Source organism: Ferrovibrio terrae, assembly GCF_943372915.1.
GTDB classification, from domain to species: domain Bacteria; phylum Pseudomonadota; class Alphaproteobacteria; order Ferrovibrionales; family Ferrovibrionaceae; genus Ferrovibrio; species Ferrovibrio terrae_A.
The window spans coordinates 1-26929 of record NZ_CALSAN010000006.1 but is presented as its reverse complement, the minus strand read 5'-3'; the positions used below and the strand labels follow the sequence as shown (position 1 = coordinate 26929).

Genomic DNA, 26929 nt, shown 5'->3' with positions numbered 1-26929 from the left:
ATACGGAGCCGCCCCGTAAAAATGAAGCGCCGGCGAAAAAGAAGGGGGCGCCCGGATGGTCCGGACGCCCCAGAAGTCACCCAAACAGGGAGGCGTTTGGTTCTTTAACGAAGTCCGGCCTCAGGCGCGGACATATTCGAAATCGATCGGCTGGTTGTTGATGCCGCGGGCCGGCGGTGCGATCCAGGCGGCATATTTGCCGATCTCGGTCACCGGCTTCATCAGGCTGATGACGAACAGGCGGTCATCCTCGGTCGGCAGCCAGTCGTGATGCCGGGAGTCCCAGTCGGCCTGGCTGATGACGCGACCCTGCGGATCGACGCGCAGCTCGGCGAACTGGCCGATCTGGCGATGGAAGGCGCGGTGCGGCAGCTTCAGCTCGAAGTCGATGCCATGGCGCTTGATCACCTGGTTCCAGCGCATCACGCCACGGGCGCAGTCGGCCACATAGTCGTCGCGCAGGCGTTCGTTCAGCGCGGTCAGCGCCGAGGCCTCGGTTTCGCGGAAACCGTCGCCATGCACTTCCAGCACCTTGTAGCTGGCATCAGTCAGTTTGTGGTCATCACCGATGCGGGTTTCGTCAAAGCGACCCTTGATGCCCATGGTGTAGTAGTTTGCGGCATTGGTGGAGATTTCCGAGCCGAACAGATCCACCGACACCGAGAAATGGAAGTTCAGGTATTTCTGCAGGGTCGGCAGGTCGATAGCGCCATGCTTGCGCACATCGTCGGTCTTGAAGTCACGCATGATTTCGCAGGTGCGCTGGATCACGCGGCTGATGCCGGTCTCGCCCACGAACATGTGGTGGGCTTCCTCGGTCAGCATGAAGCGGCAGGTGCGCGACAGCGGATCGAAGCCGCTCTCGGCCAGCGAAGCCAGCTGGAACTTGCCGTCGCGATCAGTGAAGAAGGTGAACATGAAGAAGCTGAGCCAGTCCGGCGTTGCCTCGTTGAAGGCACCGAGAATGCGCGGCTTGTCGTCATCGCCCGAACGGCGCTGCAGCAGGGCTTCGGCCTCTTCGCGGCCGTCGCGGCCGAAATAGGCATCCAGCAGGTAGACCATGGCCCAGAGATGGCGGCCTTCTTCCACATTGACCTGGAACAGGTTGCGCATGTCATACAGCGACGGGCAGGTCTGACCCAGCAGGCGCTGCTGCTCCACCGAGGCCGGCTCGGTGTCGCCCTGCGTCACGATCAGACGGCGCAACACACCGCGATATTCGCCGGGCACTTCCTGCCAGGCGGCTTCACCTTTGTGGTCGCCGAAGTTGACCTTGCGTTCGGCTTCGGGCTCGGCGAGGAAAATGCCCCAGCGATAGTCAGGCATCTTCACATAGTCGAAATGCGCCCAGCCCTGGCTGTCGACGCTGATCGCCGTGCGCAGATAGGCTTCCCGCGCTTGGAAACCAGCCGGGCCCATATCGCCCCACCAGTCGAGGAATTTCGGCTGCCACTCTTCCAGCGCGCGCTGCAGGCGGCGGTTGTCGCTGAGATTGACGTTATTCGGGATGCGGGAATTGTAGTCGATCGCCATGGCCGTTTCTCCCTGAAATCCGTTAGACGCGTTTGCGGTCGTAGGCGGCGCGCTGGCCGGTGCCGTAGAGCTTGAGTGCGCCCTGGTCGCCAACGGCGTTGGGACGCTGGAAAATCCAGTTCTGCCAGGCAGTCAGACGACCGAAGATCTTGGTCTCCATCGTCTCGGGTCCGCCGAAGCGCAGGCTGGCTTCCATGCCGGTGAGGGCATCGGGCGAGAAGGCGGCGCGTTCCTCGATGGCGATGCGCACTTCGTCTTCCCAGTCGATGTCGTCGGGTGTGAAGGTGACCAGGCCAGCCTCATCGGCCGCTTCGGCATCCAGGTCGTTGCCGATCAGTTTCTTCAACTCATCGACCTGCGACGGATTGTCGAGATTGCGGCTGGCGATGCGGCTCAGGCCGTTGCCCATCGGGTAGGCGCCGAAATTCATCGGCGTCATGCGCACGGTGGCCGGCGGGCGGTTATCGCCTTCCATCTGGCCGTGCAGCATGTAAGAGCGGTCGGATGCCACGACGAGTTCAAGCAGCGTACCAGTGAAACACGAACCCGGCTCGATCAGGGCGAAGATCGAGCGCGAAGAGACATCCACGCGCTTGAACACCCGCTTGAGGAACAGGCGCACCTCGCGCACCAGCCAGTTGGCCTTGTGCTGTTCGAGCGCTGCGTCATATGCAGCAACGAGGTCGGCATCGCCCTCGCTGCGGAATACCCACATGCCAACGGTCTCTTCGTTGGTGCGCAGATGCAGGATCAGGTCGTCCAGCTCGCGGGCGAAGGCCAGCGACCAGAACTGGTCACCCTGGGCCTGGATCGCCTCGGCAGTCGTGGGCGGTGCCACCTTGGGGCCATGCACGGTGATTTCGGCGATGCCCTTGGCGCGGTCGATCTTGGCCTCGACATGGCTGTAAGCCACACGGTCGCCTTCGATCTTGCGCTCCAGCTTTGACAGCGCGATGCCCTTGGCATTCGCCGGGCGGTCAGACTTCGCCGCCATTTCCTGCGCGCGCTCGCGCACGGTGTCAGCCAGCTTGGTGCGCGGCACCACTTCATCGACCAGGCGCCAGTCAACGGCGCGCTTGCCCTTGATGCCTTCCTCGATGGTGCAGAAGAAGTCGGCGCGGTCGCGGCGCACCATGCGCTTGTCGACCAGACGGGTGAGGCCGCCGGTGCCTGGCAGCACGGCCAGCAGCGGCACTTCCGGCAGCGACACCGAGGTGTTGCCGTCATCGGCCATCAGGATGTAGTCGGCGGCCAGCGCCAGTTCATAGCCGCCGCCGGCGCAGGGGCCGTTCACGGCGGCGATGTAGGTCTGCTTTGATTCGTTGGTGGCATCTTCAATGCCATTGCGCGTCTCGTTGGTGAATTTGCAGAAATTCACCTTCCAGCCATGGGCCGACTGGTTGAGCATGCGGATATTGGCACCGGCGCAGAAGATGCGTTCCTTGCCCGAGGTGATGATCACCGACTTCACTTCCGGATGCTCGAAGCGCAGGCGCTGGATCGCGTCATGCAGTTCGATATCGACGCCGAGATCGTAGGAATTCAGCTTCAGTTCGTAGCCGGGGCGCAGGCCGCCATCTTCGCGTACATCCATCGCCAGGGTGGCGACGGCGCCATCGAAGCTCAGTTTCCAGTGCTTGTACTGGCTCGGTTCGGTGCGGAAATCGACCGGGGCATGGGCGCCATTGGTCTGGTGTTCGGCCATTGTAATCCTCCCTGACTGCGATGTGCATTATAATGCATTATCGAGCCGATGCAAGAATTATCTTGCAGGATTACTCTGCCGCCTCCCGGGCAAGCCAGGCCGGATGGGCCCGCAGAGCGGTTGCCAGATCGGCGGCTGCCTGGCTGGCGGATTTGCCGGCGGTATCGAAGCTCATATCGGCGCGGGCATAGAGGGCCTCGCGCTGGGTCAGGATGCGTTTGAGGTCGGCCATGGCTTCCGACTGGCCGGTGATCGGCCGCATGTCGCCCTGGGCGACCACCCGGCCCATATGTTCCTCGGGCGAGGCCTTCAGCCAGATGGTGAAGCATTGCGACAGCAGATGCGCGTAGGTGACGGGCTCTGACGGCAGGCTGCCGCCGGTGGCGATCACCTTCGGTGCCGGATCGGCGGTGACGCGTTCCAGGGCGCGGCGCTCGAAGCGGCGATAGGCCGCCTGGCCGTAAAGATCGAAAATCTCGTTCAGGGAGAGCCCGGCTTCGACCTCGATTTCCTTGGCCATTTCGACGAACTGCAAGCCAAAGGCATTCGCGAGCTGCATGCCCAGCGTGGTCTTGCCGGCTCCACGCAGGCCGATCAGCGCGATATGGCGCTTGATGCTCGGCGCGATGCCAAAGCGGTCACGCACGAAGGCCTGCAATTCCTGTAGCTGTTCGGGGGCAAGATCCTCGATCTGCCGCAGCAGCAACGCCTGGTCGACCCCAAGCGGGGGGCGATCGCCGAGAAAATCGGTGATCGGCAGATCCATGGCGCGGGCGATCTGGCGCAGCAGCAGGATCGAGATATTGCCGGCGCCGCCTTCCAGCTGGGCCAGGTAGCGTTCGGAAACCCCGGAATCCTTGGCCAAAATCTTGCGGCTCATGCCGCGGCGGGCGCGGGCGTTGCGCACACGCTCCCCCACCGTCTGCAGGAAGGCGGTGTCCTCGGGCGCGGTTTTATCCCGTGTTTCACTCATGAAGTGCATTATAGTGCAATTTCCTCTGGAGCGCCAGAAGATGATGCGTTATAGTTCGGCCTCACTACCAAGGTTCTGTTGAGGAGCGTTTCATGCAGGTATCCATTCTGGTCGGCACCATGACGGGGACTGCCGAACTCGTGGCGGGCGACGTCAAAAAGGCCCTGGAAGCCAAGGGCCATGCCGTCGATATCCTGCTGATGGACAACCTGAAGGCCGACGTGTTCCAGCGTCCGGGCGCCTTCCTTGTCATCACCTCCACCTACGGCCAGGGCGATGTGCCCGACAATGCGCGGGATTTTCATTCCGACCTGCTGGCGGTGCGGCCTGATCTGAGCGGCAAGTATGTCGGTATCATCGGCCTGGGTGACACTACCTATCAGGACACCTTCAACCACGGCGGCAAACAGTTCGAGGATGCCCTGCGCAGCCTGAATGCCAGCATGGTGGGCGAACGCATGCAGCATAACGCCTCGGGCGGCACGCTGCCGGAAGACGATGGCGTGGCCTGGGCGATTGAATGGGCCGATCAGGTCGAACCGTTGGCCAAGGCTGCATAACCCGCCCGCGATCTCAGGCGGGCGGCAAGAACACTATAAAATTCCCGGGAGGAATCGATGCCGCGCTTTCTCGAGCTGCCGCGGCGGTATAACGCCGCGACCCATTTCATCGACCGCCATATCGCCGAGGGCCGTGGCGACAAGATTGCCTTCATCGACGACAAGGGCCGCTACACCTATGCCGATCTGGCCGCGCGGGTGAACCGCGCCGGCAATCTGCTTAAAAGCCAGGGCGTGCAGCCGGAGCAGCGTGTGTTGCTGGCGCTGCTGGATGGTATCGATTTTCCGGCGCTGTTTTTTGGCGCCATGAAAATCGGCGCTGTGCCGGTGCCGGTGAATACCTTGCTCACCACGCCGGACTACGACTTCATGCTGCGCGACAGCCGTGCCGTGCTGCTGGCCGTGTCGGATGCGCTGATGGAGCGGTTCCGTCCGATCATTTCCGGTCAGCCTTATCTGCAGAATGTGCTGATCTCCGGCCAGGTGCCGCCGACGGTGACGCCATTGGCCAGACTGCTGGATGAGCAGTCCGACCAGCTGGAGCCTGCCGCCACCACGCCGGACGATATCGGCTTCTGGCTCTACTCTTCCGGTTCTACCGGCGCACCCAAGGGGACCATGCATCTGCATGGCGATCTGGTACACACCGCCGTGCTCTATGCGCAGGAGGTGCTCGGCATCCAGGAAGACGATGTGGTCTTCTCCGCCGCCAAGCTGTTCTTCGCCTATGGCATGGGCAACGCCATGACTTTCCCGCTGCATGTTGGCGCTACGGCTGTGCTGATGGCCGAGCGGCCGACCCCGGCGGCAGTGATGAAGCGGCTGAAGGATTATCAGTGCAGCATCTTCTATGGTGTGCCGACGCTGTATGGCGGCATCCTGGCCGACAGCACGATCACGAAGGACAGTGGTTCGGCGAAGCTGCGCCGCTGTGTCTCAGCGGGTGAGGCGCTCCCGGAGGATATCGGCAAGCGCTGGGAGAAGCTGTTTGGTGTCGAGATTCTCGACGGCATCGGCTCGACCGAGATGCTGCATATCTTCCTGTCCAACCGGCCCGGCGAAGTGCGCTATGGCAGTACTGGCAAGGCCGTGCCGGGTTATGACCTGCGCGTGGTGGGCGAGACCGGCCAGGACGTTGCGCCGGGCGAGATCGGCGAGTTGCTGGTCAGCGGGCCGTCCTGCGCGGTGGCCTACTGGAACAATCGCGCCAAGAGCCTGAACACTTTCCACGGCCCGTGGACGCGCACCGGCGACAAATACATCTGCGACAAGGACGGCTATTACACGTATGCGGGCCGTTCCGACGACATGCTGAAGGTCAGTGGCATCTGGGTCTCGCCGTTCGAGGTCGAGTCCGCGCTGCTTGGCCATCCCAAGGTGCAGGAAGCTGCCGTGGTGGCCCATGCCGATGTGGATGAGCTGGTGAAGCCCAAGGCCTATGTGGTGCTGCGGGCGGAGTTCGTCGCGGAAGAAGCCCTGGTCGGTGAGTTGCAGATGTTCGTCAAGGATCGTCTGGCACCCTATAAATATCCACGCTGGATCGAATTCGTTGCCGAATTGCCGAAGACGGCGACCGGCAAGATCCAGCGGTTCAAACTGCGCGGCTGAAATGCCCGGAAGCGGCATGCAGGGTGTCGATACGCCGGCCGGCCGCATCGAGTATCGCTGGGTGGGGCATCGCGGCTCGGCGCTACATGATGCGGCGCTCCCGGTGCTGGTCTTTCTGCATGAAGGCCTGGGCTGCGTTGCGCTGTGGCGCGATTTCCCAGATCAGCTGGCACAGGCAACCGGCCTGCCGGCGCTGGTCTACAGTCGCATCGGTTATGGCGGTTCGTCACCTTGTGTCTTGCCACGACCGCTCACCTACATGCATGAGGAAGGCGAGGCGGGATTGCCGGCGTTGCTCGCCGCCCTTGGCATCCAGAAGCATATCCTGGTCGGCCATTCCGATGGTGCCTCGATCTCCCTGATCTATGCCGGCGCCAAAGCCCATGACGACCTGCTTGGCGTGGCCGTGCTGGCGCCGCACAGTTTCTGCGAAGAGGTTTCCGTCACCTCGATCCGCGCGGCTGACAAAGCCTATGCGGACGGTGAACTGCGTACACGATTGGCGAAGTATCACGGTGACAACGTCGACTGCGCTTTCCGTGGCTGGTGCGATGCCTGGCTCGATCCGGCTTTCATGCACTGGAATATCGAAGATTATGTCGCGCGCATCATGGTGCCCGTGCTGGTGATCCAGGGCGAGGATGACGAATACGGCACGGTGGCACAGGTCGACAGCATCGCGTGTCACGCGAAAGGCGGCGTCGAAACTTTCCTGCTGCCTGGCTGTGGTCATTCGCCCCAGCGCGACCAGCCGGCTGCGACCCTCAAAGCCCTGGCCGGGTTCGTCGAAAAGTTGATTTAGGTGATGAAAATACCGAGATTCACAGGGTTTCTCACGCGTAACTCTGTGCGGTTATCACGCCAAGCCTAAGTTTTCCCATAATTGGTTGCGCTTACACTGATTCTCACTAAACAACTGGGGGGTATGAGTGACGCACCTGCTTCAGATGCAGCGCCACAGGCAGACCGCATTCTGGTGGTCGATGATCACCGTGAATTCGGTGACTTCGTGCAGCGTGTCGCCATCAAGGTCGGTTCGATGTCACCGTCGTTACCTCCGGCGCGGAATTTAAGGATGTGTACCACGCAGTGCAGCCAGCCATCGTTTGCCTCGATATCGTCATGCCGACGGAAGGCGGTATCGAGTTGATAAACTGGCTGGCAGCCGAGCACAGCCGAGCCGCCATTTACATCATCACCGGACACAGCCCATCTTTTGCGCGCGCGGCTGTTGCGATTGGCCGTAGCCGCGGGCTCAATATCGTCAGCGTTTTGCAGAAGCCGGTCAGCCTCGACGCACTGCGCAATATCCTGAAAGCAGCCCGCGACGGCACCGACATGGTCGCTGCCGATTAGGCTTTTATGTCCCGGTTGACTTGAAGGCCGCTTCGATCTTCACCAGCATGCGCGTCAGATCTACAGGCTTGGTGTCGTAATCGACGCAGCCGGCATCCACGCTACGCTCCCGATCGGTCGCCAGTGCATGAGCCGTCAGCGCGATCACCGCGTTCAGCGGAGTGCGCAGTTCATGGCTCCTGCTGGCCAGAAAGTCGGTCTTGGCGGTGCTGGCGCGCTCGGCCACCCTTCCTTCCAGCTTTTCATTCATGTTGAGCAGGCGCAGAGCCTCGGCTTGGGCCCGATTGGCCAGGGTCTGGTCGAACATCGCGGCCAGCAATGCCAGGAGCAGAATGACGAAGGAAGCCGAAGCTACCGCAACAGCCAGAATCTTCGACGACACGCCTTCGGTCGGGGTGAGGGCGCCGTGGCTGGGGATGTAGCTGGCGGCGGCCATGCCGGTGTAATGCATGGCGCTGACACCAAGGCCGGCGATGATGCCCGCCACAGGCAGGCTGTAAACCTTGCCCGGCCGGAAGGCGACGAGCGTGAGGCCGAAGGCGACCACGAGAACCGCAACCAGGAATGAAATGATGGTGAGGCCGGGTGCGTAGCGCACCGGCATGTCCATGTCGAAGGCGAGCATGGCGACGAAATGCATGCTCCAGATGCCGCCGCCGAGGGCGATCGCGGCGCCGAGCAGCCAGCCCTGCGGGTTTGTCCGCTGCTGGCATCAATACGGCCTGCCAGGGTAAGGGTCGTGATGCTGGCGAAGAAGATCACCGTCAGACTGAGCAGCGCCAGTTCCGGCAGGTACGTCTCGGTCAGTGGGACAGAAAGATATTGCATGTCGAGATTTGACATAGGGCCAAAGTCTGACGGTTAATTTCCGGCAACGCTTTTGTACAGATTTGGGCGGAATTTTCGCTCCAGAAGTGTGAACGTGGCGATAGAGATTGCATAGGCTAGAGGCAGGATAAATCCCAATTGAATCGAGTGGAACAGGAGCACTTTGTTCCAGTGAGTGACAATACCAATGCGCTCGGCAATGTGTTCTGTCCAGACTGCGAATTGCCCAGTCCGACTCATGATGAGTGGGTAATGCCAAAGATAAAGGCTATATGAAATCGCGCCGGTGAGCATCATGAACCTGGCGGCATGCCGATAGAGACGATATCGAGCGCCGAGAGTGTCTTCAGATCGACATTCGACCACGTATACGGTGGCGACGGATGCTATCACGACGATGAATTGTGCATAGGATCGCTGACCGTTCAATTCAAGCCAATTGTAAAACAGATGAATAACTAAGGCCCCGCTGAAGAGTGCGGTCAGCTTTAGGCCTTCATTCACCTGAAATGACCGAAGTCGGATGACTAGGTTGACGGCGTATCCGGCTAAGAAAGCATAGACATACTGGAAGTATTCGCCATGCCGCCATGTTGAGGTGAGCCACCATGCTGCCGCGATGGCCACCAGACACAAGGGAAGACCAAACCGTCGATGCCCAAACGCCCAGAACACGAAGGGTGCGACAAGGTAATATTGCATTTCGTGTGACAGTGACCATGTCACAAGATTGATGCTGCGGCCCGTAAAATTATTCACGAAGAACAGGTCGCCCAGCAGAGTTTTTAGCGACAAGACTGAAGCGCCATACAGGCCAATGCATATTGCCAGATTGAAGTACAGAAGAGGCGCCAGCCGATAGTAGCGATTCTTGTAGAATGCAGCGATGCCATGCTTGGAGACATCGTAGCGGGCCTCGTGAAACACCTTTCCCATGAGGTAGCCACTCTGCACAAAGAACAGAATAACAAAGTTTGTACCCAGCAATGGAGTCAGGACAAAGAGTGCGTCCAGAATAGAATTCTTATGCTGGTTCCCATGTATGAATACCCCCACAGTGCTCTGCGAGATGAAGGTTCCGAGACTGTATTCTCCTATGCCAAATGCGTGGCCAAGCAAGACACCGATGATTGCGATACCGCGCAGGATCAGAAGATAGTCGAGTGGCTCGGGATTTACTTTGGACAACACAGCGATGACACCCGGGTTGATCAGCCGTTTTTTGCGGCCTCATCCTTTCCTGTAATGGCCATACCTGGATCCATCAAGCGCTGGTCGGGGCGGGACTGGAGGGCTTGCCCGTGGCGTCTATGGCGGGTTTGACAGCTGATGGTTGCGATGAGCGGATAAAATTTATGTGAGTTTTACTCTCACTTGCAGCCAGGCTGGGCTGGTGCTAATTTGAGTGAAAGTCATTATCAAGAGCCCGTTTTGGAGGATCATATGCGCCGGCAAACCACCATTTCCGCCACAACTTCGCGCCGCCTGGTGCTGTTGGGAGCGCTCGCGGCCAGCACGGTGTTCGGTCTGCCGCAGGTTGCCACGGCCCAGGACAAGGTGGTGAATCTGTATTCCTCGCGCCACTACGACACCGACGAGGCGCTGTACGAGACCTTCACCAAGAAGACCGGCATCAAGATCAACCGGATCGAAGCCGGTGAGGATCAGCTGCTGCAGCGCATGCGCGCCGAAGGCGACAAGAGCCCGGCCGACGTGCTGATCACGGTGGATGCCGGGCGGCTCTGGCGCGCGCAGCAGAATGGCCTGCTGCAGCCGACCAAGTCGGCCGTACTGGAAAAGGCGATCCCGGCGCATCTGCGCGAAGCCGAGGGATACTGGTTCGGCTTCTCGAAACGCGCGCGCGTCTTCGTGGTGAACAAGGACAAGGTGAAGTCGGGCGAGCTGACCCGCTATGAGGATCTGGCCGATCCGAAGTGGAAGGGCCGCCTGCTGATCCGCTCGTCCACCAACGTGTACAACCAGTCGATCGTCGGCTCGATGATTGCCACGCTGGGGGCACCGGCAACCGAGGTCTGGGCCAGGCATGTGGTGGAGAATTTCGCCCGCGCGCCGAAGGGTGGCGACACCGACCAGATCAAGGCGGTGGCGGCCGGTGAGGGCGACGTAGCGCTGTCGAACACCTATTATTTCGCGCGCCTGCTGAATTCAGCCAAGCCGGAGGATAAGGCCGTGGTGGCCAAACTGGCGGTGATCTTCCCCAACCAGGGCGATCGCGGCACCCATGTGAATGTCAGCGGTGCCGGCGTGGCCAAATACGCGCCGAACAAGGCGAATGCGATCAAGTTCCTCGAGTATCTCGCCTCTGCCGAAGCGCAGAATTACTTCGCCAAGGGCAACTACGAATTCCCGGTGATCGCCAATGTGCCGCTGCACCCGGTGATCGCCTCTTGGGCGGAGTTCAAGGAAGACCAGATCAATGCCGCCGTCTTCGGTCGCAACAACGAAGATGCGCTGAAGCTGATGGATCGGGCTGGCTGGAAGTAACCGGTCTGGCCGAAACTGCACCGGACAGAAGGGCGGGGGAAACCCCGCCCTTTTCCGTTGCCGGTGGCACGGAACAGGGGATCGGATAAACTGCGGTCCGATTCTTCCGGAGGACCGTCATGACCCGAACCGTAATCACGCTCGCCGCACTGCTGTCGTTTTCATTCGGCGGCGGCCTGATCGGGGGCTATATCGGCGGACTGCATGCGGCCCGCGGGCAGCAGGGCGATTTCCAGGCCATCAATACCAGCATCGACAAGGTGACGGCGGCGACGGTTAACATGGTGGCCTCACTGGCAACCGATACCGAAATCATTGCCGGGGATCTGGCTGAAATGAACGGCCGACTCAACACGCTGGATGTGCGGGTGAAGGATTTTGCGCGGCAGGCTGCACCGCGCAACTGATGCCGGACCGCCTCAGTCTTCGGCGTTCAGCTTGCGTAGGGCGGCGGTGACCATCGCATTGCGCTGATCCATTTTCAGCAAGTGCTGTCGTATCACGCTGCGCAATGACTCGGAATCGCTCACTTCCAGCGGCGTCCAGAACCGACGGCTGGCGCGGAAGAATCCAACCTCGTCGAGGAACGACACGCCGAAATAATACGCCTCGGCCGGACTGGCATAGGGCTCGTCATCGAAATGGCCGTCCGGCCGGATCGACACGTTGAGCGAGCGCGCGACCATGATGGTCAGCTCTGCCGTGGCACGCGACTTCTGCTCGGCCGTCATATAGGGCCAGGCGCGGCGTAGCAGGCGCGCGACATCGTAGGCATGATGGTTGTTCTGCTTGCCCTGGTCGCGCCAGCCATACGGATAGCGGCTGGTGCGGATGGCAAACAGCGTATCGGCCAGTTCGCGCATATGCGGCGGGTCGTTGGGCCGGTAGCTGATGGCATGGAAGGTGATGCTGAGATCGTTGGTCTTTTTCAGTTCGCCATCGATCATGTACCAGGCGCCCCAGAAACCGGTTTCGGGATTCTGTGCCGTCTTGTCGAGGAAGTCGTTCAGGGTTGTGGCCAGTTCCACCACCGGCGTACCGGCGGGCAACAGCGCAGCCACCTTCGGCTTGAACAGCAGCTGCGCCAGGCTGGTGATGGCGTAGTTCAGTTCCTTGCGGTTATCGATGCCGGTGGCCTTCACATCGGAGACCAGCAGACCCTCAAGGTATTTGCGCATCTTTTCCGGCGTGTTGACCGGCTCGAAGAAGTGCAGCGGGTATTCCGGTGTCTTGCCGGCCTCGACCAGCTCCTTCAGCGGATCGACGCTGGCATCGAGCCGCAGATACCACGACTTGTAACATCCGCCCCAGGAGCCGTCCTCCGGCGACTGCTTGAAGGCGTGGTCCTGGTCCGGATCGGCCAGGCTGGCGCGCAAATCGTCCAGCCGCGCGCGAACGCCTTCGATATTGTTGGTGTAATTCATCATGTCGCGCGCCTCGCCCATGATCTGGGTCGAGCAGAGCGGTTCATGGCCATCGCGATGCAGCGCCATCACCTGGTCGCGCAGGGTCTGCAGTTCCACGCGGAAGCGTCCGTTCATATCGCGCTTGTAGGGCGATACCGGAATGTAATTGGGAATGTAGCGGTAGTGGATCGGGGTCTGCGGGCTGGCGGTCACGGTCGGCTTGCGGCTCCATTCCGGCTGCAGGGTATTAATGACAATGCCGCCAACCAGCGCCATGGCGCCAATGGCTACCAGCAACAGCAAGCGCACCCGCATCACTCAGACCGGATCAGCCATGCTTGGCAAGCACCATGAAACAGGGCACCGGCTGGCCCATTTCCTCGCGGCCATGGGTATCTTCGAAGCTGATCACGGTGAAACCGGCCTGCTGCAGTGCGCCCTTCACGTAGCCGGCATCATGCTGGTAGCGCCCGGTGGGGCCAAGGCGATAGCCATCGTTGCTGCCGGCATCAAACGGCATGGCCTCGACGGTGAACCCGAACAGGCCCTGCGGCGCGGTCCTGGCGGCCAGCGTAGTGAAGCTCGGGGCCAGGGCGCCGAAATAACAGAAGACGTCGGCGGCAACGATGATGTCGTAACGGTCCTGTGTTGCCGCGAGGAAGGCGCCCAGTTCAGCCTCATGCAGCGCATCGTAAATCTTGCGCTCCTGTGCCTTGGCCAGCATGCCGCCGCTGAGATCCACGCCCACCAGGGTCTTCGATACCGACCGCAGGAACGGTGCGCAGAGCCCGGTGCCGCAGCCGGCATCGAGCACGGTCAGACCCGTCCGCCCGGCCAACTGATCCGTGATGGCCGTGCAGAGCAGTTCCGGCACGCGATAGCCCAGGCCGCCCAGCACTTTCTCGAAATCGTTGGCGAAGCGGTCGAAGGTCTCGCGCACATAGCCGTCGCCGGCGCGCTCGGGCACCTGGCCGCCCAGCACCGCAGCAGCCATATGCTGTGCCACTGAATCATTGGGGAAGGCGGCTTTCCAGCGTTCGGCATATTCCCGCGCCTTGGCGGTTTCGCCGTTGCGTACCAGGCCGTAAAGCATCTCGCCCATATGGTATTGCAGCATGGTGTCGTTGGGCGAAACGACCAGCGCGCGGGCGGCAATCTCGGCGCCCTCGGCATAGCGGCCAATCTTGTGCAGTGACAGCGACAGGGTACGCAGCGCATCGGGTTGGTCGGGCGACAGCTGCAGTGCGGCAAAGGCTGCTTCGGCTGCGGCGGGGTAATCTTCCCGCATCGTCAGCAGGCCGGCCAGATTGACATGCGCCGCCGCATAATTGGGCTGCAGCGCGAGGGCCTGGCGGTAGGTGTCTTCGGCTTCCTGCAGCTGATTGTTTTCGCGATAGGCGTTGCCCAGGCTGAAATAGGCCTGCGCATAGGAGGGGTTGAAGCTCAGCGCGGCCTGATAGCTCTCGATGGCGCCGGCCAGATCGCCGGTCTGCTTGAGCGCGACGCCGACATTGAAATGCAGCAGGGCATAGGTCGGGTTTGACAGCAGACCATCGCGATAGGCCTGCAGGGCCTGGTTGGTGCGTCCGTTACGCAGATAGGCGTTGCCCAGATGCACGTAGCCTTCCGGTGCTGTTGGCGCCAGACCGATCACGCGTTTGAAGGCCTGCACGGCAGGCTTGAACTCATCGCGCTGGGCATGAATCTGGCCGAGGCGGAACCAGGCCTCCACATGACTGGGCAGACGCTTCAGCACATCCTGCAGGATGCGCTGCGCGCCATCGAGGTCGCCCTGGCCAGCCAGGGCATTGGCGGCGGCGACCGGATCGGTATTGGTGCCGATGCCGGCCTGCTGCAGAAGCATGTCGCTGACTGAATTCGCCATAATCCTAAAATCCTGCCTGCCGCCGGCCCGGTCTGTCCGGCGGGTTACGCTGCGTCGGTTTCACTTTCGCCGGGACGCGATCGTGCCACCACATGATGCAGCCAGATTACGGGAATGAGGCTCACCGCCACAATGATCAGGGCGCCGGTCGATGCCTCGGCCAGCCGTTCGTCGCTGGCTAGCTGGTAGACCCGAACCGCCAGGGTATCGAAATCAAAGGGTCGCACGATCATTGTGGCCGGCAATTCCTTCAATACATCGACGAAAACCAGCATGGCCGCGGTCAGCAGGCTGCCGCGCAGCAGGGGCGCATGGACCCGGCGGATCACGCCCAGCGGGGTTTCGCCCAGTACCCGGGCGGCCTGATCCAGGCTGGGTCTGATTCGGTGCAGGCCGCCATCCACTGTATTGAAGGCCACCGCCAGGAACCGCACCAGATAGGCATAGAACAGGGCGATCACGGTGCCGCTCAGCAGAAGTCCGGGGCCCTTGCCGAACAGGGAACCAGTCAGTGCGTTCAGGGCATGGTCGACGGCGGCCAGCGGCAGCACCACGCCGATGGCAATGACGGAGCCGGGCACCGCATAGCCCATGGTGGCCAGGCGGATCATCCAGTTGCCCAAGCGGCTTGGGACCAGGCGATGGGTATAAGCCAGGCCCAGCGCTACTGCGATCAGGATCACCGCGGCGATGCCCGCCAGAACGAAACTGTTGGCAGCAAAGCCGGCGAGGCGGCTGATACTGAAGCCATCGCCCTCATTGAGGGCCAGATGCAGCAGCCAGCCGCCGGGCAGGGCAAAGCCGATCAGGATCGGCAGGGCGCAGGCCAGGATCGCGAGCGTGGCGGTCGGTGCCGACAATGGGCGCAGCGGCAACGGCCTTGTGCGTGCCGAGGTGTGATGGAAGCGTTTGGCCTGCCGGCCGGCGCGTTCGAGCATGACGACGGCAAGCACGAAGATCAGGAGCATGGCGGCGAGCTGTGCCGCGGCAGTGACATCGCCCATGCCGAACCAGGTGCGATAGATCGCGGTGGTAAAGGTAGGAACGCCGAGCCAGCTGACGGCACCGAAATCGGCCAGCGTTTCCATCAGCACCAGGGCGACACCGCCGGCGATCATCGGTCTCGCCAGTGGCAGCGCGATGCGGCGAAAGCGGGCCCATGGCCCCAGGCCAAGCGTGCGGCCAACTTCCAGCACGCAGACCGACTGGTCAAGGAAGGCGGCGCGGGCCAGCATGAAGACGTAAGGATAGAAGCTGAAGATGAAGAGTGCGATGGCGCCCTGCAGCGACATGAAATCGGGAAACCAGTAATCGCCGCGCTGCCAGCCGAACAGCCGCCGCAAGCCGGTTTGCACCGGGCCGGCGAATTGCAGCAGGTCGCTGTATATGAAAGCGCTCACATAGGCCGGCATTGCCAGTGGCAGGAACAGCGCCCAGGACAGCAGACGCCGGCCGGGAAATTCGGTCATGGTGACCAGCCAGGCACAGCCGGTGCCAACCGCCATGGCGCCCAGCCCGACCCCGATCATCAGCAGCACTGTGTTCAGCAGCATCTCGGGCAGCACGGTGGAAATCAGGTGCTGCCAGACCTCTGTTGCGGGCCGGGCGAGGTTGACCAGAATGGCAAAAACCGGGGCGGCAATGACCAGGGCGACCAGGCAGGCAAATACCAGCCACACCAGCCCATGGCGGCCACGCAGGCGCGGCATTGGCCTCGAATGTTCCAGGATTGGCGCGGCGGAGTCGGTCACTGGCTCTCCATAAGCCATATGAAAGCCGTTCGCAAATGCCCCGGAGCGCCCTGTGGAATGCCTGATTGGGCGATTGCTGCCCGGCCCTCGGGTAACCTATGCTGATGGGCCAAAGCAGGAGGGGGCGATGGGCGATACGAGCCGGTTCGTCCGCATGAACCAGGGCAAGCCATCGGATGCACAGCTGCGCTATCTGCGCCGCGGTCTGCGTCAGCCCGGCGGCAAGCTGCCGCTGTTCGATGAACACGGCCAGCAGATCAGCACCCATACGATTGAATCCTGCATCAAGGCTGGCTGGGCCGAGCCGTGGTTTGAAAACCCGATCAAACCGGACTGGCTGGTCTGCAAACTGACGCCCCAGGGGCGCGCCCTTTTCGATATTAGGCATTGAGCATGCGTTTGAGTTTGTTTCGTCGCGCCAGCCTGCTGGCGATGTCCGTTTCTGTCCTGGCCGTAGTGGTTTCTCCTCAGCTTCTGGCGCGGCCCAGCGATCGCTTTTCCGCTCCACAGGCCCCCTCTGCGGCCCCGGTCGACAGCCTGCCGGCCCTGCTGCAGCGGGCCGAAGCCGGTGAGGCCGAGGCGCAGTATCAGGTTGGCCTCGCCTTCCAGTTTTCCATCGGTACACGGCGGGATGATGCGACGGCCCGGGCGTGGTTTGCCAAGGCCGCGGCGCAGGATCATCCCCGCGCGCTGGCCAGTCTCGGCTTCATGCAGGCGGTGGGCGCCGGTGGACCGGCCGATCCGGTGGCGGCGGAACAGGCGCTGCGCCGGGCCGGCGAGCGTGGTGAGGCGGCGGCCTGGGCCAACCTGGCTGAACTGATCCTCGCCTATCGTCCGGCCGAGCAGGCACAGGCGATGGCCCTGCTGGAACGCGCCGTGGCGGCGGGCGCTATGAATGCCCGCTATCGGCTCGGTCGTTTCCTGATTGAGGGCGATCTGTTGCCGGCCGACCTGGCGCGCGGTCGGGCTCTGCTGGATGAGGCGGCCGCAGGCGGCATTCCTTATGCGCAGGCCTATCTTGCCTATCTGATCTTGGAGGGGCGTAACGAGGTCGAGGCGGCACGGGGTCTGGCACTGGCGCAGCGTGCTGCCAATGCCGGCCTGGCCGAAGGCGTCAACGAGCTGGCCCGCTATTACCTGACCGGCACTGGCATGACGCGCGACCCGAAGCAGGCGGCTGTCCTGTTTGCCCGTGCTGGTGAGTTGGGCGAAGCCAATGGCTGGTTCAATCTGGCCCAGCTGCAGGAAGATGGCGTGCTTGGCCAGCCCGATCTGGTGCAGGCCCGGCAGACCGCGTTGCGCGCCGCCCAGATGGGCCATGTGCCTGCGGCGGCGATGGTGGGGCGCATGCTGTATCGTGCCGAGGGCGGACCACGCGACCGGCCCGGGGCGCTGCCCTATCTGCGCGTTGCCGCCGAGGCCGGATCGGCCGATGCGCAGAACATGCTGGCCTCCCTGCTGTTTAACGGCGATGGCGTCCCGGCTGACCAGAAGACCGCGATGGACTGGTGGGAAAAGGCTGCGGCAGCGGGGCAGGGTGCCGCGGTGAACAATTTCGCCACTTACCTGGCCAGCGGTCGTGGCCGACCGGCCGATGCGGTGCGCGCCCGCAAGCTGATCTCGGCACAGGCCGAACAGGGGTACGCTCCGTCGCAGTTTCGTTGGGCGCTGTGGCAGGAACAGGGCTGGCAGGGTACGCCCAAGGATCTGCCGGCGGCGATCAGCTGGTTCCGCCGCGCTGCCGAGAATGGCCATGCCGCCGCCGCCTTCAAATACGCCGCTTATCTCGAGGCCGGCGAGGGCGTGCCGGCCGATCCGGTGGCGGCGCGGCGCTGGTATGGTGCCGGCGCCGAGCGCGGCAACGCGGACGCGCAGTTCCAGTATGCCCGGGTGCTGTCGGCTGGCGATGGCGGTGCGGCCGACCCTGCAGCCGCTCAGCGCTGGCTCGCACGGGCCGCCGCCCAGGGCCACCCCGAGGCACTCTTTGTGCTGGGCGACATGACTTTCCAGGGTGATGGCCGGCCGGCCGATCCGGTGCAGGCCTGGGCCTACCTGCGGCTGGCCGAGGAATTCGGCATTGCCGAGGCAGGGGGGAACCGCCGCTACATTGAAAGCCGACTGCCGCCGGCGGACCTGGACCGTGCTGCGCAGACCGCCCGGCGCCTTGCCGCGGCGATCAAGCGCGAAAGGGAGGATGAGTGATGATTGCACTCGCTGCTGCCGCTCTGGGCTGGGTGCTGCTGCACCTGGTCCTGGCCGGCCCACTGCGGCCCCGGCTGGTCAGCCGGCTGGGCTTGCCTGCCTACCGAGGGTTGTTCTCGGTCTTGAGTGCGGGCAGCCTTGGTCTGCTGATCTGGACCTATCGCGAGGCGCCTTATATCGAATTCTGGCCGACCACGTCTGTGGTTGCTTTGGCGCCGCTCTTGGTGATGCCGATCGCTCTTCTGCTACTGGTTGGCAGCCTGCGACCCAGCAGCCCCACCTTGGCGGGCCCCGACATGGTGCTGAAGGGACCTCTGCCGGTGCGTGGCTTCACCCGCATCACCCGGCATCCGATGCTCTGGGCGTTCAGCCTGTGGGCGGTGTCTCACATGATCGCCAATGGTGACCTGGCCCACTGGCTCTTGGCCGGCGCGATCCTGGTCACCGCGGTGAACGGGATGTATTCGATCGACCGCAAACGGGCAGCCCAGTTTGGCGAGGAATGGCAAAGGTTTATCGAAAGAACCTCGATCATGCCGCTGGCCGCGGTGCTGCAGGGCCGCGTGCGACTGCGCTGGCAGGATGTCGGAATGGGCAATATTCTAGTTTCAGCAGTGCTTTATGGCTTAATCTTGTGGGCGCATGAGATGCTGTTCGGAACTCCGGCTCTCCACCCTTGAAGCTGGAGTTTTTTGGTAATGGAATATAAAAAATGTAATTATAATAATAATTTAAATTATAATTTTAATTTAAAAGATTGGATCTGATGGCGCGTCGGGCAGCGGGACGTTTCATTGGCTGGTTCCGGCCGGCCCGCGCTGGTGATGGGACACGGGGCGGTTCCAGTCTGCAGGAGCAGCTTTATACCGCTATCCGCCAGGCAGTGCTGGCTGGCGAACTGGCGGCCGGCGAGCGGCTGCCGTCCAGCCGGGCGTTGGCTGCCGACCTGGGGCTCGGCCGCAATACCGTGATTGTCGCCATGGAGCGTCTGGCGTCCGAGGGCTATCTGGAAGCCCGCCGGGGCGCCGGACTGTTCGTCGCCCGCGACTTGCCCGTCGAGGGCATCCTGCCGCCGCCGGCCGGCCGCGCAGCCCATACCCCGGCCTTGTCCCGCCGGTCGGACCGCTTCGCAGCATTGCACGCAGAAGGCGAGCCCTCGCCGGCACGCCCCTTTGCCACCGGCCCCCTGGCGCTGGATGAATTTCCCCTCGACCTGTGGCGGCGGCTGGCCAACCAGAGCCTGCGGCGGACGGGCGAAAGGCTGCTCGGCGCCGGTCCGGCACAGGGGCTGCCCGAGCTGCGGCAGGTGCTGGCCGGTTATCTGGCCGAGACGCGGGGCGTAGCCTGCACGCCCGACACCATTGCCATCGTTTCCGGGGCGCAGCAGGCCCTCGATCTGATCGGCCGCCTGCTGCTCGATCCCGGCGATGCGGTGGCGGTGGAGGATCCCGGCTATGTCGGCATGCGCGAGGCCCTGGCCGGTGTCGGCGCCCGGCTGCTGCCGGTACCGGTCGACGAGCAGGGGTTCGATCCGGCGGCGCTGGCCAGGCTGCAGCCGGCGCCCAAGCTGGTGATGCTGACGCCCTCGCACCAGTTCCCGCTCGGCATGACCCTGCCGCTCAGCCGCCGCCTGGCCCTGCTGGCCGAGGCGCGGGCACGCGGCCTGTGGATCGTTGAGGACGACTACGACTGCGAGTTCCGCTACAGCGGTCCGCCGCTTCAGGCCCTGCAGGGCCTGGATGGCGCCGATCGCGTGCTCTATGTCGGCACCTTCAGCAAGGTGCTGTTTCCCGGTCTGCGGCTCGGCTACGTCGTGCTGCCGGAACCGCTGGTGGAGGGTTTCCTGCGCCTCAAGGCGACCGCCGACGGCTTCGCCCCGCCCTGGTCCCAGGCCACGCTGGCCGGTTTCATCGCCGAGGGGCATCTGGCCCAGCATGTGCGCCGCATGCGCGTGCTCTACCGCCGCCGCCGTGCCGCGCTGCTGACTGCCCTGCAACGCCATGCCGGCGATCTGTTCGATATCCGGGCTTCGGAAGCCGGACTTCACCTGGCGGCGGAACTCCGCGACGGCCGGGATGACCGCGCCGCCGCACTGGCCGCCAATGCTGCCGGTCTTCGCGTTACGCCACTGTCGCGCTATGCCATCAGCCGGCCGGTCAGCGGGTTTCTGCTCGGCTTTGCGGGTTTCCCCGAAGCCGAGCTGGAAGCCGCGGCTCAGCGTTTGGCGAAAGCCTTGAGATAGCCCGGCAGAGTGATGCCGGCTTTCATCTGGGGATCGGGCAGCGGGGCATCGAAGCCCTGGCGGAAGGGTATCACGCCGGTCCAGGCCGGAATCCCCATATCCTCCGGGTCGTCCTTCGGTGGGCCGCTGCGGATTTTCACGGCCGCCTCGGTCAGCGGCATGCGCAGCACCATGGTGGCCTTGAACTCCTGCTTGTTCGGGCCGCGGATTTCAGCCCAGCGGCCCGGCGCGATCCGTTGGGTGAAGGCTTCCAGCGACGCCAGCTTGTGATCGTCGGGCACCTTCTCGAACTGACCGAAGGCAACCACCGAGCGGTAGTTCATCGAATGATTGAAGGACGTGCGCGCAAACACCAGCCCGTCCAGCAGGGTGATGGCGACACAGGCCGGGATGCCGCTGGCCAGGGCCATCGCCATGCGGCTCTTGGTGGAGCCATGAATGTAGAGATGATCGCCCTCGCGCCAGTAGGCGGTGGGAATCACGATCGGCTTGTCCTTGTCGGAGAAGGCAATATGGCAGACATAGCCGGCATCCAGCACCGCATGCAGGGTGGCGGTGTCGTAATGGCCGCGATTGGGCAGGCGCTTCACCCGGGTGCGGGCACTGGCGGGTTTGACAGGGGGCGGGGTCATGGGGGCGTTCATGGGGCAACTCCTTGTACCCCAGCGGATAGCCTGAAAGCGGACCCTGAATAAGTTCCAGTTTTCATAATATTTATGGGTCCAGTAAGTTTGGCTGCGGTTTGCGCCGTTATTGGTGGCGTGCTACAGGCGCAGACGGTTTCTGCAGCCTGCCGCCGCCGGCAGGCCTTTGATTGAACAAGCTTTCGGAGTGCGGACACGGTGTGGGACACCCTGCTGATGCTGGGCAAGGGCCTTGTGGCGGGCTTTATCATCGCTGCGCCGGTCGGGCCTGTGGGCGTGCTCTGCGTGCAACGGACCCTGCAGCAAGGCCGCGTGGCGGGACTGATGTCAGGTCTCGGGGCGGCCGTTGCCGACGCCGCCTATGGCTGTATTGCCGCTTTCGGCCTCAGCCTGATCTCTGGTTGGCTGCAGGCGCATGAAACGCTGTTCCGTGTCGGCGGCGGCCTTTTCCTGCTGTTCATGGCCTGGCGCATGCTGCGTGCCGCCCTGCATCCCGCGCCGGCGGTGGTTGTGGCGGGCAGCTATACCGAAAGGCCGATCGCCTGCTTTGTTTCCACCTTTATCCTGACCGCGACCAATCCGATCACCATCGTGGCTTTTCTCGGGATCTTCGCCTTTTTCGGTATCGGGTCCTTCGGCCTGTCGCATGACATGGCGGCGTGGCTGGTGCTGGGCGTCTTCGCCGGCTCCTCGGTCTGGTGGCTGTCGCTGGCCGGATTGGCCGGCGCATTCCGCCAACGCCTTGGCAATGGCGGGCTGAAATGGATCAATGGACTGTCCGGACTGCTCATGCTCGGCTTCGGCCTGTATGGCTTCGGCAGTATTTTGCTCAACAGAGGATTGTGATGACGGATCAGCATCAGGATTTGCCGCCCATCGAAGTGATGCCAAAGGATCTGTCGCAGTATCGCGTTGGCAATCGCGGCGTCGAGTATGTTCATACCTTCGACTCTGGCCGTCCCGGTCCGCATGTGATCATCAATGGTCTGACCCATGGCAATGAATTCTGCGGCATGATCGCGGTCACCCATCTGCTGGAGCAGGGCATCCGGCCCGTGCGCGGCAAGCTGACCGTGGCGTTTGCCAATATCGACGCCTATCACCGTTTCGATCCGGCCAAGCCGTTTGAATCGCGTTACGTCGAGCGTGATTTCAACCGTGTGTGGGATGCCGACACGCTGGAAGGACCGGATGCCACCGTGGATGTGAAGCGTGCCCGCGCGCTACGCCATATCTATGCCGAGGCGGATGGTCTGCTGGATCTGCACTCGACATCCTATGCGGTGCCGTCGATGCTGATCTACGAGCCGCATGCCAAGCTCGACCCGCTGACGCGCTTCCTGCACTCGCCCCTGCATCATGTGATCCTGCCCGGCGTGAAGCATCCCGGCCGACCGCTGATCCAGTACGATGCTTTCGGCAGGCCCGATGCCAGTCCGCTTGCAGTAGTGGTTGAGTGTGGTCAGCATTTTGCGCGCAGCAGCGGCGAGATCGCGATCTCGATCACCATGCGCTTCCTCGATTTCTACGGCCTGATCCCCGCCGATCTCGCAGCGCAATACAAACCCGAGTCAGGTCCGGCCAAGCGCTACGAGGTCACCGACGTGAAAGTGGCGAAGACGGACCAGTTCCATTTCGCCGCCAATTTCATCGGCTTTGAAGACCTGCCGGGCGGTGCCCTGATTGCCACCGATGGCACCGAGGAAATCCGCGCGCCGGCCGAAGGTTGCACCATCGTGATGCCGGCTCGCCGGATCGTGAAGGGCAGGGACGTGGTCTCGCTGGCACGACGCCTGCAGTAGTTGCCGACGCAAGAATCGCCAAGACGGCAGCAACAAAAACACGGACCAATCTGCGCGGAATTGGTCCGATTAACCTTGCTGTTCCACCCCAGTATCGGCTGCCTTAACGGCAGGCACTGGGGCAGTTTTTTGGCCATGATGTTTTTACAGTCAGGTGTAGACGTATATACGTCTGGCCGCCTATGATCCGGCAGCGCTGCAAGGACCGCGGGGGCGGACTTGTCAGCTTACGGCCTGAAAAATACGGGCTGATATCACCGTTTGGGAGAAGGAATAGGGGACGATGCAAAGAAGCAAGTTCTTGAAGGCGACGCTGGTCGCAGCAGTTGCCACGGTTGCTCTGCTCGGCGCACAGCCGGCCGCGGCCAAGACGTTCAAGTGGGCCAATGACGGTGACGTCAACTCAATGGACCCATATGCCCGCAACGAGACGTTCCTGCTCAGCTTTAACCTCAACATGTATGAGGGGCTGTTCCGTCGCGACAAAAACCTGAAGCTCGAGCCGGCGCTCGCCACCAAGGTGGAAATGCCGAGCCCGACCGTGTGGCGCTGGACGCTGCGCCAGGGCGTGAAGTTCCATGGTGGTGAACCCTTCGTCGCCGATGACGTGGTGTTCTCCTATGGCCGCGCTGCCGGCAAGGGCTCGAATGTTGCCGGCAACTTCGTGTCGGTGAAGGAAGTCCGCAAGGTCAGCGAGACCGTTGTGGAAATCGAGACCAAGTATCCCGACCCGCTGCTGAACGACAAGCTGTCGCAGATCGGCATCATGTCGAAGTCCTGGGCCGAGAAGAACAACGCCCAGTTCACCGCGGACATGACGAAGAACGAAGAGAACTTCGCCACCCGCAACTCGAATGGCACGGGCCCGTTCAAGCTCAAGCTGCGCGAACCGGATGTGCGTACCATCCTGGAGCCGAATCCGACCTGGTGGGACAAGCCGGAGCATAACCTCACCGAGGTGATCTTCCAGCGCGTTGCCAACGATGCCACCCGCATCGCCGCCCTGCTGTCAGGTGAAGTCGACATGGTCTACACCGTGCCGCCGCAGGATACCGATCGCATCAAGCGTACCGCGGGCCGCAAGGTTCTCGAGGCGCCGGAAACCCGCATCGTCTTCCTGGGCTTCAACCAGCAGCTCGACGAACTGCCGGATACCAGCGTCAAGGGCAAGAACCCGTTCAAGGACAAGAGGGTCCGTGAAGCGTTCTATCGTGCCGTCGACGTCGAGGCGATCAAGCGCACCGTCATGCGCGGCCAGTCGCGCCCCAGCGCCCTGATGATCGGCACCGGCCTGAACGGTTACGACCAGGCCGCCGATCTGCGTCCGAAGTTCGATCCGGAAATGTCGAAGAAGCTGCTGGCGGAAGCCGGCTATCCGAATGGCTTCGAGACCCGCATGGATTGCCCGAACGACCGCTACGTCAACGACGAAGCGATCTGCCAGGCGACCGTGGCGATGCTGGCCAAGGTTGGCATCAAGATCAACCTGGTTGCGCAGACCCGCGCCAAGTACTTCGCCCAGATCCTGCGCACGGCCTCTGACATTGAGAAGTCGCCGCAGATCTCCTTCTACATGCTGGGCTGGTCGCCGGGCGCCACTTACGACGTGCACAACGTCTTTGAGTCGCTCATCCAGACCCCGTCGAAGGCATCGGGCAAGGGCCTGTTCAATGCCGGCGGCTATTCGAACAAGGCGTTCGATGCGCTGGCCGACAAGATCGAGCAGGAAACCGACAAGGCCAAGCGCGACGCGATGATCAAGGAAGCCACCAAGATCTATCTCGACGACTTCGCCTACATTCCGCTGCATCAGCAGGTCGTGGTCTGGGCTGCCAAGGACAATGTCGACCTTGTCCAGCTCTCGGATAACTACTTCCCGCTGCGCTTCGTGAAGATGAAGTAAGCCATACACTGGTGATGGGCGGCCCGGGCCAGACACTCGGGCCGCCCTCCGTTTCCAGATTGCCCCCATGATCGCGTTTATCATTCGCCGTTTGGTGCAGGCCGCGCTTGTTATGCTTGCGGTGGCCTTCATTGCCTTTGCGATGTTCAACTACGTTGGCGACCCGGTCGCCATCATTGCTGGCCAGGATCTGCCCGCCGAGCAACGGATTGAACTGCGCAAGAGCCTGGGGTTGGACGACCCCACACCCGTCCGTTTCGCTCGCTTCGTCGGCAATGCCGTGCAGGGCAAGTTCGGCCTCAGCTATCGCACCGCCGAGCCAGTCGGCAAGATGATCCTCGAGCGCCTGCCCGCCACGCTGGAACTCAGTGTCGTGGCCATGATCGTCGCGCTCTGCGTCGGCATCCCGATGGGCGTTTTCTCAGGCCTGTATCCACGCCACTGGCTCAGCCGCGGCATGATGACGGTGTCGCTGATCGGCATCTCGCTGCCCACCTTCCTGATCGGCATCCTGCTGATCCTGATCTTCGCCGTGCTGCTCGGCTGGCTGCCCAGCTTCGGCCGCGGCGATGTGGTCAAGCTCGGCATGTGGAGCACCGGTTTTCTTACCGTCAGCGGCTGGAAGGCGGTCATCCTGCCATCCATCACTCTCGGCCTGTTCCAGATGACCCTGATCATGCGGCTGGTGCGTTCGGAGATGCTGGAAGTGCTGCGTACCGACTACATCAAATTCGCCCGCGCGCGCGGCCTGACCAACCGCGCGGTGCATTTCGGCCATGCGCTGAAGAATACCCTGGTCCCGGTCATCACCATCACCGGCCTGCAGCTCGGCTCGATCATCGCCTTTGCCATCATCACCGAGACGGTGTTCTCCTGGCCCGGCGTCGGCCTGCTGTTCCTGCAGTCGGTGCAGGCGGTCGATATCCCGGTCATGGCCGCCTACCTGGTGGCGATCGGCATGCTGTTCGTGATGATCAACTTGATCGTCGATATCCTCTATTTCGTGGTTGATCCCCGCCTGCGCAGCTCGGGCGCCAAGGCAGGTGCGAAATGATGCTGCCCACTGCACGCGTCATCGATTTCTGGCGCAAGGCGTCTGACAGCGACATCTACTGGAGCTTCACCCGCTCCAAGCTGGTCATGGTGTCGGCGCTGATCACGGCGATTTTCATCATCGGCGCTTTCGGCGCGCCGTATCTGGCGCCGCATAATCCCTTCGATCTGGCTTCGCTGGAGCTGTCGGATGCCTTCAAGCCGCCGGCCTGGGAAGACGGCGGCGAGGCGAAATACCTGCTCGGTACCGACGACCAGGGCCGCGATCTGCTGTCGACCATCATGTATGGCTCGCGCATTTCGCTCGTCGTCGGCTTCATGGCGGTGATCTTTGCCATGACGGTCGGCATCACGCTCGGCCTTGTCGCCGGTTATCTCGGCGGCGCGGTCGACAGCTTCATCATGCGGGTCGCCGATGTGCAGCTGTCCTTCCCGGCGATCCTGATCGCCCTGCTGGTGGATGGTGTGTCGCGCGGCATTCTGGGTCAGGCGCGGCATTCCGATTTCGCCGAGGCCGTGCTGGTCGTCGCCATCGGGCTCAGTTACTGGGTGCAGTATGCCCGCACCGTGCGCGGTTCGGTGCTGGTGGAGAAGAGCAAGGAGTATGTGCAGGCGGCGCGCGTCATCGGCCTGCCCGGCCCGCTGATCGCCATTCGCCATGTGCTGCCCAACGTGCTGGGCCCTGTGCTGGTGATTGCCACCATCAACCTGGCGCTCGCCATCATCACCGAGGCGACGCTCAGCTTCCTCGGCGTCGGCCTGCCGCCGACCGAGCCCTCGCTCGGCACGCTGATCCGCATCGGCAACGATTTCCTGTTTTCCGGCGAATGGTGGATTACCATTTTCCCCGGCATCGTCCTCGCTGTTCTGGTGCTCGCGGTCAATCTGCTGGGCGACTGGCTGCGCGATGCCCTCAACCCGAAGCTCCGGTGAGTAACATGACCAGCCCGAAGCTGCTTGAAGTCAAAAACCT

General features: G+C 62.6%; 23 protein-coding genes and 1 pseudogene. 15 read left to right on the top strand and 9 right to left on the bottom strand.

All coding sequences use genetic code 11. The features are described from left to right. Window positions 1–120: 120 nt before the first annotated feature. From boxB to AAG821_RS05835, 3 genes are all read right to left on the bottom strand, one after another. Entirely contained in the window at window positions 121–1533 is a 1413-nt protein-coding gene (gene boxB / locus AAG821_RS05845; protein ID WP_341911779.1) for a benzoyl-CoA 2,3-epoxidase subunit BoxB, read from the bottom strand. Between the two features lie 22 nt (window positions 1534–1555). Beyond that, on the bottom strand, window positions 1556–3238 hold the full coding sequence (boxC, locus tag AAG821_RS05840) for a 2,3-epoxybenzoyl-CoA dihydrolase (protein WP_341911777.1): 1683 nt from the start codon (window positions 3236–3238) through the stop codon (window positions 1556–1558). Window positions 3239–3308: 70 nt separating this feature from the next. Further along, complete coding sequence (locus AAG821_RS05835; RefSeq protein ID WP_341911775.1) at window positions 3309–4211, bottom strand: helix-turn-helix transcriptional regulator; 903 nt, start codon at window positions 4209–4211, stop codon at window positions 3309–3311. A gap of 92 nt (window positions 4212–4303) precedes the next feature. On the opposite strand from AAG821_RS05835, the gene AAG821_RS05830 reads away from it, so the two are divergent. From AAG821_RS05830 to AAG821_RS05815, 4 genes and pseudogenes are all read left to right on the top strand, one after another. Further along, entirely contained in the window at window positions 4304–4771 is a 468-nt protein-coding gene (locus tag AAG821_RS05830) for a flavodoxin domain-containing protein (RefSeq protein ID WP_341911774.1), read from the top strand. A 57-nt stretch (window positions 4772–4828) separates the two neighbouring features. Continuing rightward, window positions 4829–6379 (top strand): benzoate-CoA ligase family protein, encoded by a 1551-nt coding sequence (locus tag AAG821_RS05825; RefSeq protein WP_341911773.1) that lies wholly within the window; start codon window positions 4829–4831, stop codon window positions 6377–6379. A 16-nt stretch (window positions 6380–6395) separates the two neighbouring features. Then, a complete protein-coding gene (locus tag AAG821_RS05820) occupies window positions 6396–7181 on the top strand; it encodes an alpha/beta hydrolase (RefSeq protein WP_341911771.1) in 786 nt (261 codons plus the stop codon). 221 nt (window positions 7182–7402) lie between these two features. Continuing rightward, window positions 7403–7735: pseudogene (locus tag AAG821_RS05815) on the top strand (response regulator); the annotation flags it as partial. A gap of 4 nt (window positions 7736–7739) precedes the next feature. Here AAG821_RS05815 and AAG821_RS05810 read toward each other — a convergent pair. After that, the gene (locus tag AAG821_RS05810) at window positions 7740–8384 is read right to left on the bottom strand and encodes an MHYT domain-containing protein (protein WP_341911887.1); all 645 of its coding nucleotides are present in this window, start codon (window positions 8382–8384) and stop codon (window positions 7740–7742) included. Between the two features lie 212 nt (window positions 8385–8596). Beyond that, on the bottom strand, window positions 8597–9754 hold the full coding sequence (locus AAG821_RS05805) for an acyltransferase (protein WP_341911770.1): 1158 nt from the start codon (window positions 9752–9754) through the stop codon (window positions 8597–8599). Between the two features lie 252 nt (window positions 9755–10006). On the opposite strand from AAG821_RS05805, the gene AAG821_RS05800 reads away from it, so the two are divergent. Both AAG821_RS05800 and AAG821_RS05795 read left to right on the top strand, forming a co-directional pair. After that, complete coding sequence (locus AAG821_RS05800; RefSeq protein ID WP_341911769.1) at window positions 10007–11068, top strand: Fe(3+) ABC transporter substrate-binding protein; 1062 nt, start codon at window positions 10007–10009, stop codon at window positions 11066–11068. A 119-nt stretch (window positions 11069–11187) separates the two neighbouring features. Continuing rightward, entirely contained in the window at window positions 11188–11475 is a 288-nt protein-coding gene (locus AAG821_RS05795; protein ID WP_341911768.1) for a hypothetical protein, read from the top strand. A 12-nt stretch (window positions 11476–11487) separates the two neighbouring features. On the opposite strand, the gene AAG821_RS05790 is transcribed toward AAG821_RS05795, so the two are convergent. Genes AAG821_RS05790 through AAG821_RS05780 form a run of 3 tightly spaced genes read right to left on the bottom strand, consistent with a single transcriptional unit; the run spans window position 11488 to window position 16110 of the window. Continuing rightward, window positions 11488–12777: a hypothetical protein gene (locus AAG821_RS05790; protein WP_341911767.1), complete on the bottom strand. Its 1290-nt coding sequence runs from the start codon at window positions 12775–12777 to the stop codon at window positions 11488–11490. A gap of 25 nt (window positions 12778–12802) precedes the next feature. Beyond that, window positions 12803–14359: a tetratricopeptide repeat protein gene (locus AAG821_RS05785; protein ID WP_341911766.1), complete on the bottom strand. Its 1557-nt coding sequence runs from the start codon at window positions 14357–14359 to the stop codon at window positions 12803–12805. 44 nt (window positions 14360–14403) lie between these two features. Continuing rightward, window positions 14404–16110: an iron ABC transporter permease gene (locus tag AAG821_RS05780; protein ID WP_341911764.1), complete on the bottom strand. Its 1707-nt coding sequence runs from the start codon at window positions 16108–16110 to the stop codon at window positions 14404–14406. Between the two features lie 127 nt (window positions 16111–16237). Between AAG821_RS05780 and AAG821_RS05775 the strand changes: the two genes are divergently transcribed. The 4 genes from AAG821_RS05775 (at window position 16238) to AAG821_RS05760 (ending at window position 20554) form a co-directional block, all read left to right on the top strand. Beyond that, entirely contained in the window at window positions 16238–16501 is a 264-nt protein-coding gene (locus AAG821_RS05775; RefSeq protein WP_341911762.1) for a hypothetical protein, read from the top strand. A gap of 2 nt (window positions 16502–16503) precedes the next feature. Next, entirely contained in the window at window positions 16504–18312 is a 1809-nt protein-coding gene (locus AAG821_RS05770) for a tetratricopeptide repeat protein (RefSeq protein ID WP_341911760.1), read from the top strand. Continuing rightward, window positions 18312–18992 (top strand): NnrU family protein, encoded by a 681-nt coding sequence (locus AAG821_RS05765; RefSeq protein ID WP_341911758.1) that lies wholly within the window; start codon window positions 18312–18314, stop codon window positions 18990–18992. The genes AAG821_RS05770 and AAG821_RS05765 overlap by 1 nt, the downstream gene beginning before the upstream one ends. An 86-nt stretch (window positions 18993–19078) precedes the next feature. Then, window positions 19079–20554, top strand: a complete 1476-nt coding sequence (locus AAG821_RS05760; protein WP_341911757.1) for a PLP-dependent aminotransferase family protein — start codon at window positions 19079–19081, stop codon at window positions 20552–20554. On the opposite strand, the gene AAG821_RS05755 is transcribed toward AAG821_RS05760, so the two are convergent. Then, window positions 20527–21186, bottom strand: a complete 660-nt coding sequence (locus tag AAG821_RS05755; RefSeq protein ID WP_341911756.1) for a pyridoxamine 5'-phosphate oxidase family protein — start codon at window positions 21184–21186, stop codon at window positions 20527–20529. The two genes, AAG821_RS05760 and AAG821_RS05755, sit on opposite strands and share 28 nt — an antisense overlap. Window positions 21187–21396: 210 nt before the next feature. Here AAG821_RS05755 and AAG821_RS05750 point away from each other — a divergent pair, with 210 nt between their 5' ends. The 5 genes from AAG821_RS05750 (at window position 21397) to AAG821_RS05730 (ending at window position 26889) form a co-directional block, all read left to right on the top strand. Next, window positions 21397–22044, top strand: a complete 648-nt coding sequence (locus AAG821_RS05750) for a LysE family translocator (protein WP_341911755.1) — start codon at window positions 21397–21399, stop codon at window positions 22042–22044. Continuing rightward, window positions 22044–23000 carry a succinylglutamate desuccinylase/aspartoacylase family protein gene (locus AAG821_RS05745; RefSeq protein ID WP_341911752.1) on the top strand — a complete coding sequence of 319 codons (957 nt, stop codon included), beginning with the start codon at window positions 22044–22046 and terminating at the stop codon, window positions 22998–23000. The genes AAG821_RS05750 and AAG821_RS05745 overlap by 1 nt, the downstream gene beginning before the upstream one ends. Before the next feature lie 283 nt (window positions 23001–23283). Then, window positions 23284–24903 carry an ABC transporter substrate-binding protein gene (locus AAG821_RS05740; RefSeq protein WP_341911750.1) on the top strand — a complete coding sequence of 540 codons (1620 nt, stop codon included), beginning with the start codon at window positions 23284–23286 and terminating at the stop codon, window positions 24901–24903. Window positions 24904–24970: 67 nt separating this feature from the next. Then, the gene (locus AAG821_RS05735; protein WP_341911748.1) at window positions 24971–25957 is read left to right on the top strand and encodes an ABC transporter permease; all 987 of its coding nucleotides are present in this window, start codon (window positions 24971–24973) and stop codon (window positions 25955–25957) included. Continuing rightward, window positions 25954–26889 carry an ABC transporter permease gene (locus tag AAG821_RS05730; protein ID WP_341894599.1) on the top strand — a complete coding sequence of 312 codons (936 nt, stop codon included), beginning with the start codon at window positions 25954–25956 and terminating at the stop codon, window positions 26887–26889. Before AAG821_RS05735 ends, AAG821_RS05730 begins: the two co-directional genes overlap by 4 nt. Window positions 26890–26929: the final 40 nt, after the last annotated feature.

Coding starts and splice junctions, on each gene's coding strand:
- boxC (WP_341911777.1), bottom strand. CDS start 3,238: ATGGCCGAACACCAGACCAATGGCGCCCATGCCCCGGTCGATTTCCGC.
- AAG821_RS05800 (WP_341911769.1), top strand. CDS start 10,007: ATGCGCCGGCAAACCACCATTTCCGCCACAACTTCGCGCCGCCTGGTG.
- AAG821_RS05820 (WP_341911771.1), top strand. CDS start 6,396: ATGCAGGGTGTCGATACGCCGGCCGGCCGCATCGAGTATCGCTGGGTG.
- AAG821_RS05830 (WP_341911774.1), top strand. CDS start 4,304: ATGCAGGTATCCATTCTGGTCGGCACCATGACGGGGACTGCCGAACTC.
- AAG821_RS05760 (WP_341911757.1), top strand. CDS start 19,079: ATGGCGCGTCGGGCAGCGGGACGTTTCATTGGCTGGTTCCGGCCGGCC.
- AAG821_RS05745 (WP_341911752.1), top strand. CDS start 22,044: ATGACGGATCAGCATCAGGATTTGCCGCCCATCGAAGTGATGCCAAAG.
- boxB (WP_341911779.1), bottom strand. CDS start 1,533: ATGGCGATCGACTACAATTCCCGCATCCCGAATAACGTCAATCTCAGC.
- AAG821_RS05775 (WP_341911762.1), top strand. CDS start 16,238: ATGGGCGATACGAGCCGGTTCGTCCGCATGAACCAGGGCAAGCCATCG.
- AAG821_RS05825 (WP_341911773.1), top strand. CDS start 4,829: ATGCCGCGCTTTCTCGAGCTGCCGCGGCGGTATAACGCCGCGACCCAT.
- AAG821_RS05740 (WP_341911750.1), top strand. CDS start 23,284: ATGCAAAGAAGCAAGTTCTTGAAGGCGACGCTGGTCGCAGCAGTTGCC.
- AAG821_RS05835 (WP_341911775.1), bottom strand. CDS start 4,211: ATGAGTGAAACACGGGATAAAACCGCGCCCGAGGACACCGCCTTCCTG.
- AAG821_RS05770 (WP_341911760.1), top strand. CDS start 16,504: ATGCGTTTGAGTTTGTTTCGTCGCGCCAGCCTGCTGGCGATGTCCGTT.
- AAG821_RS05795 (WP_341911768.1), top strand. CDS start 11,188: ATGACCCGAACCGTAATCACGCTCGCCGCACTGCTGTCGTTTTCATTC.
- AAG821_RS05785 (WP_341911766.1), bottom strand. CDS start 14,359: ATGGCGAATTCAGTCAGCGACATGCTTCTGCAGCAGGCCGGCATCGGC.
- AAG821_RS05735 (WP_341911748.1), top strand. CDS start 24,971: ATGATCGCGTTTATCATTCGCCGTTTGGTGCAGGCCGCGCTTGTTATG.
- AAG821_RS05765 (WP_341911758.1), top strand. CDS start 18,312: ATGATTGCACTCGCTGCTGCCGCTCTGGGCTGGGTGCTGCTGCACCTG.
- AAG821_RS05730 (WP_341894599.1), top strand. CDS start 25,954: ATGATGCTGCCCACTGCACGCGTCATCGATTTCTGGCGCAAGGCGTCT.
- AAG821_RS05755 (WP_341911756.1), bottom strand. CDS start 21,186: ATGACCCCGCCCCCTGTCAAACCCGCCAGTGCCCGCACCCGGGTGAAG.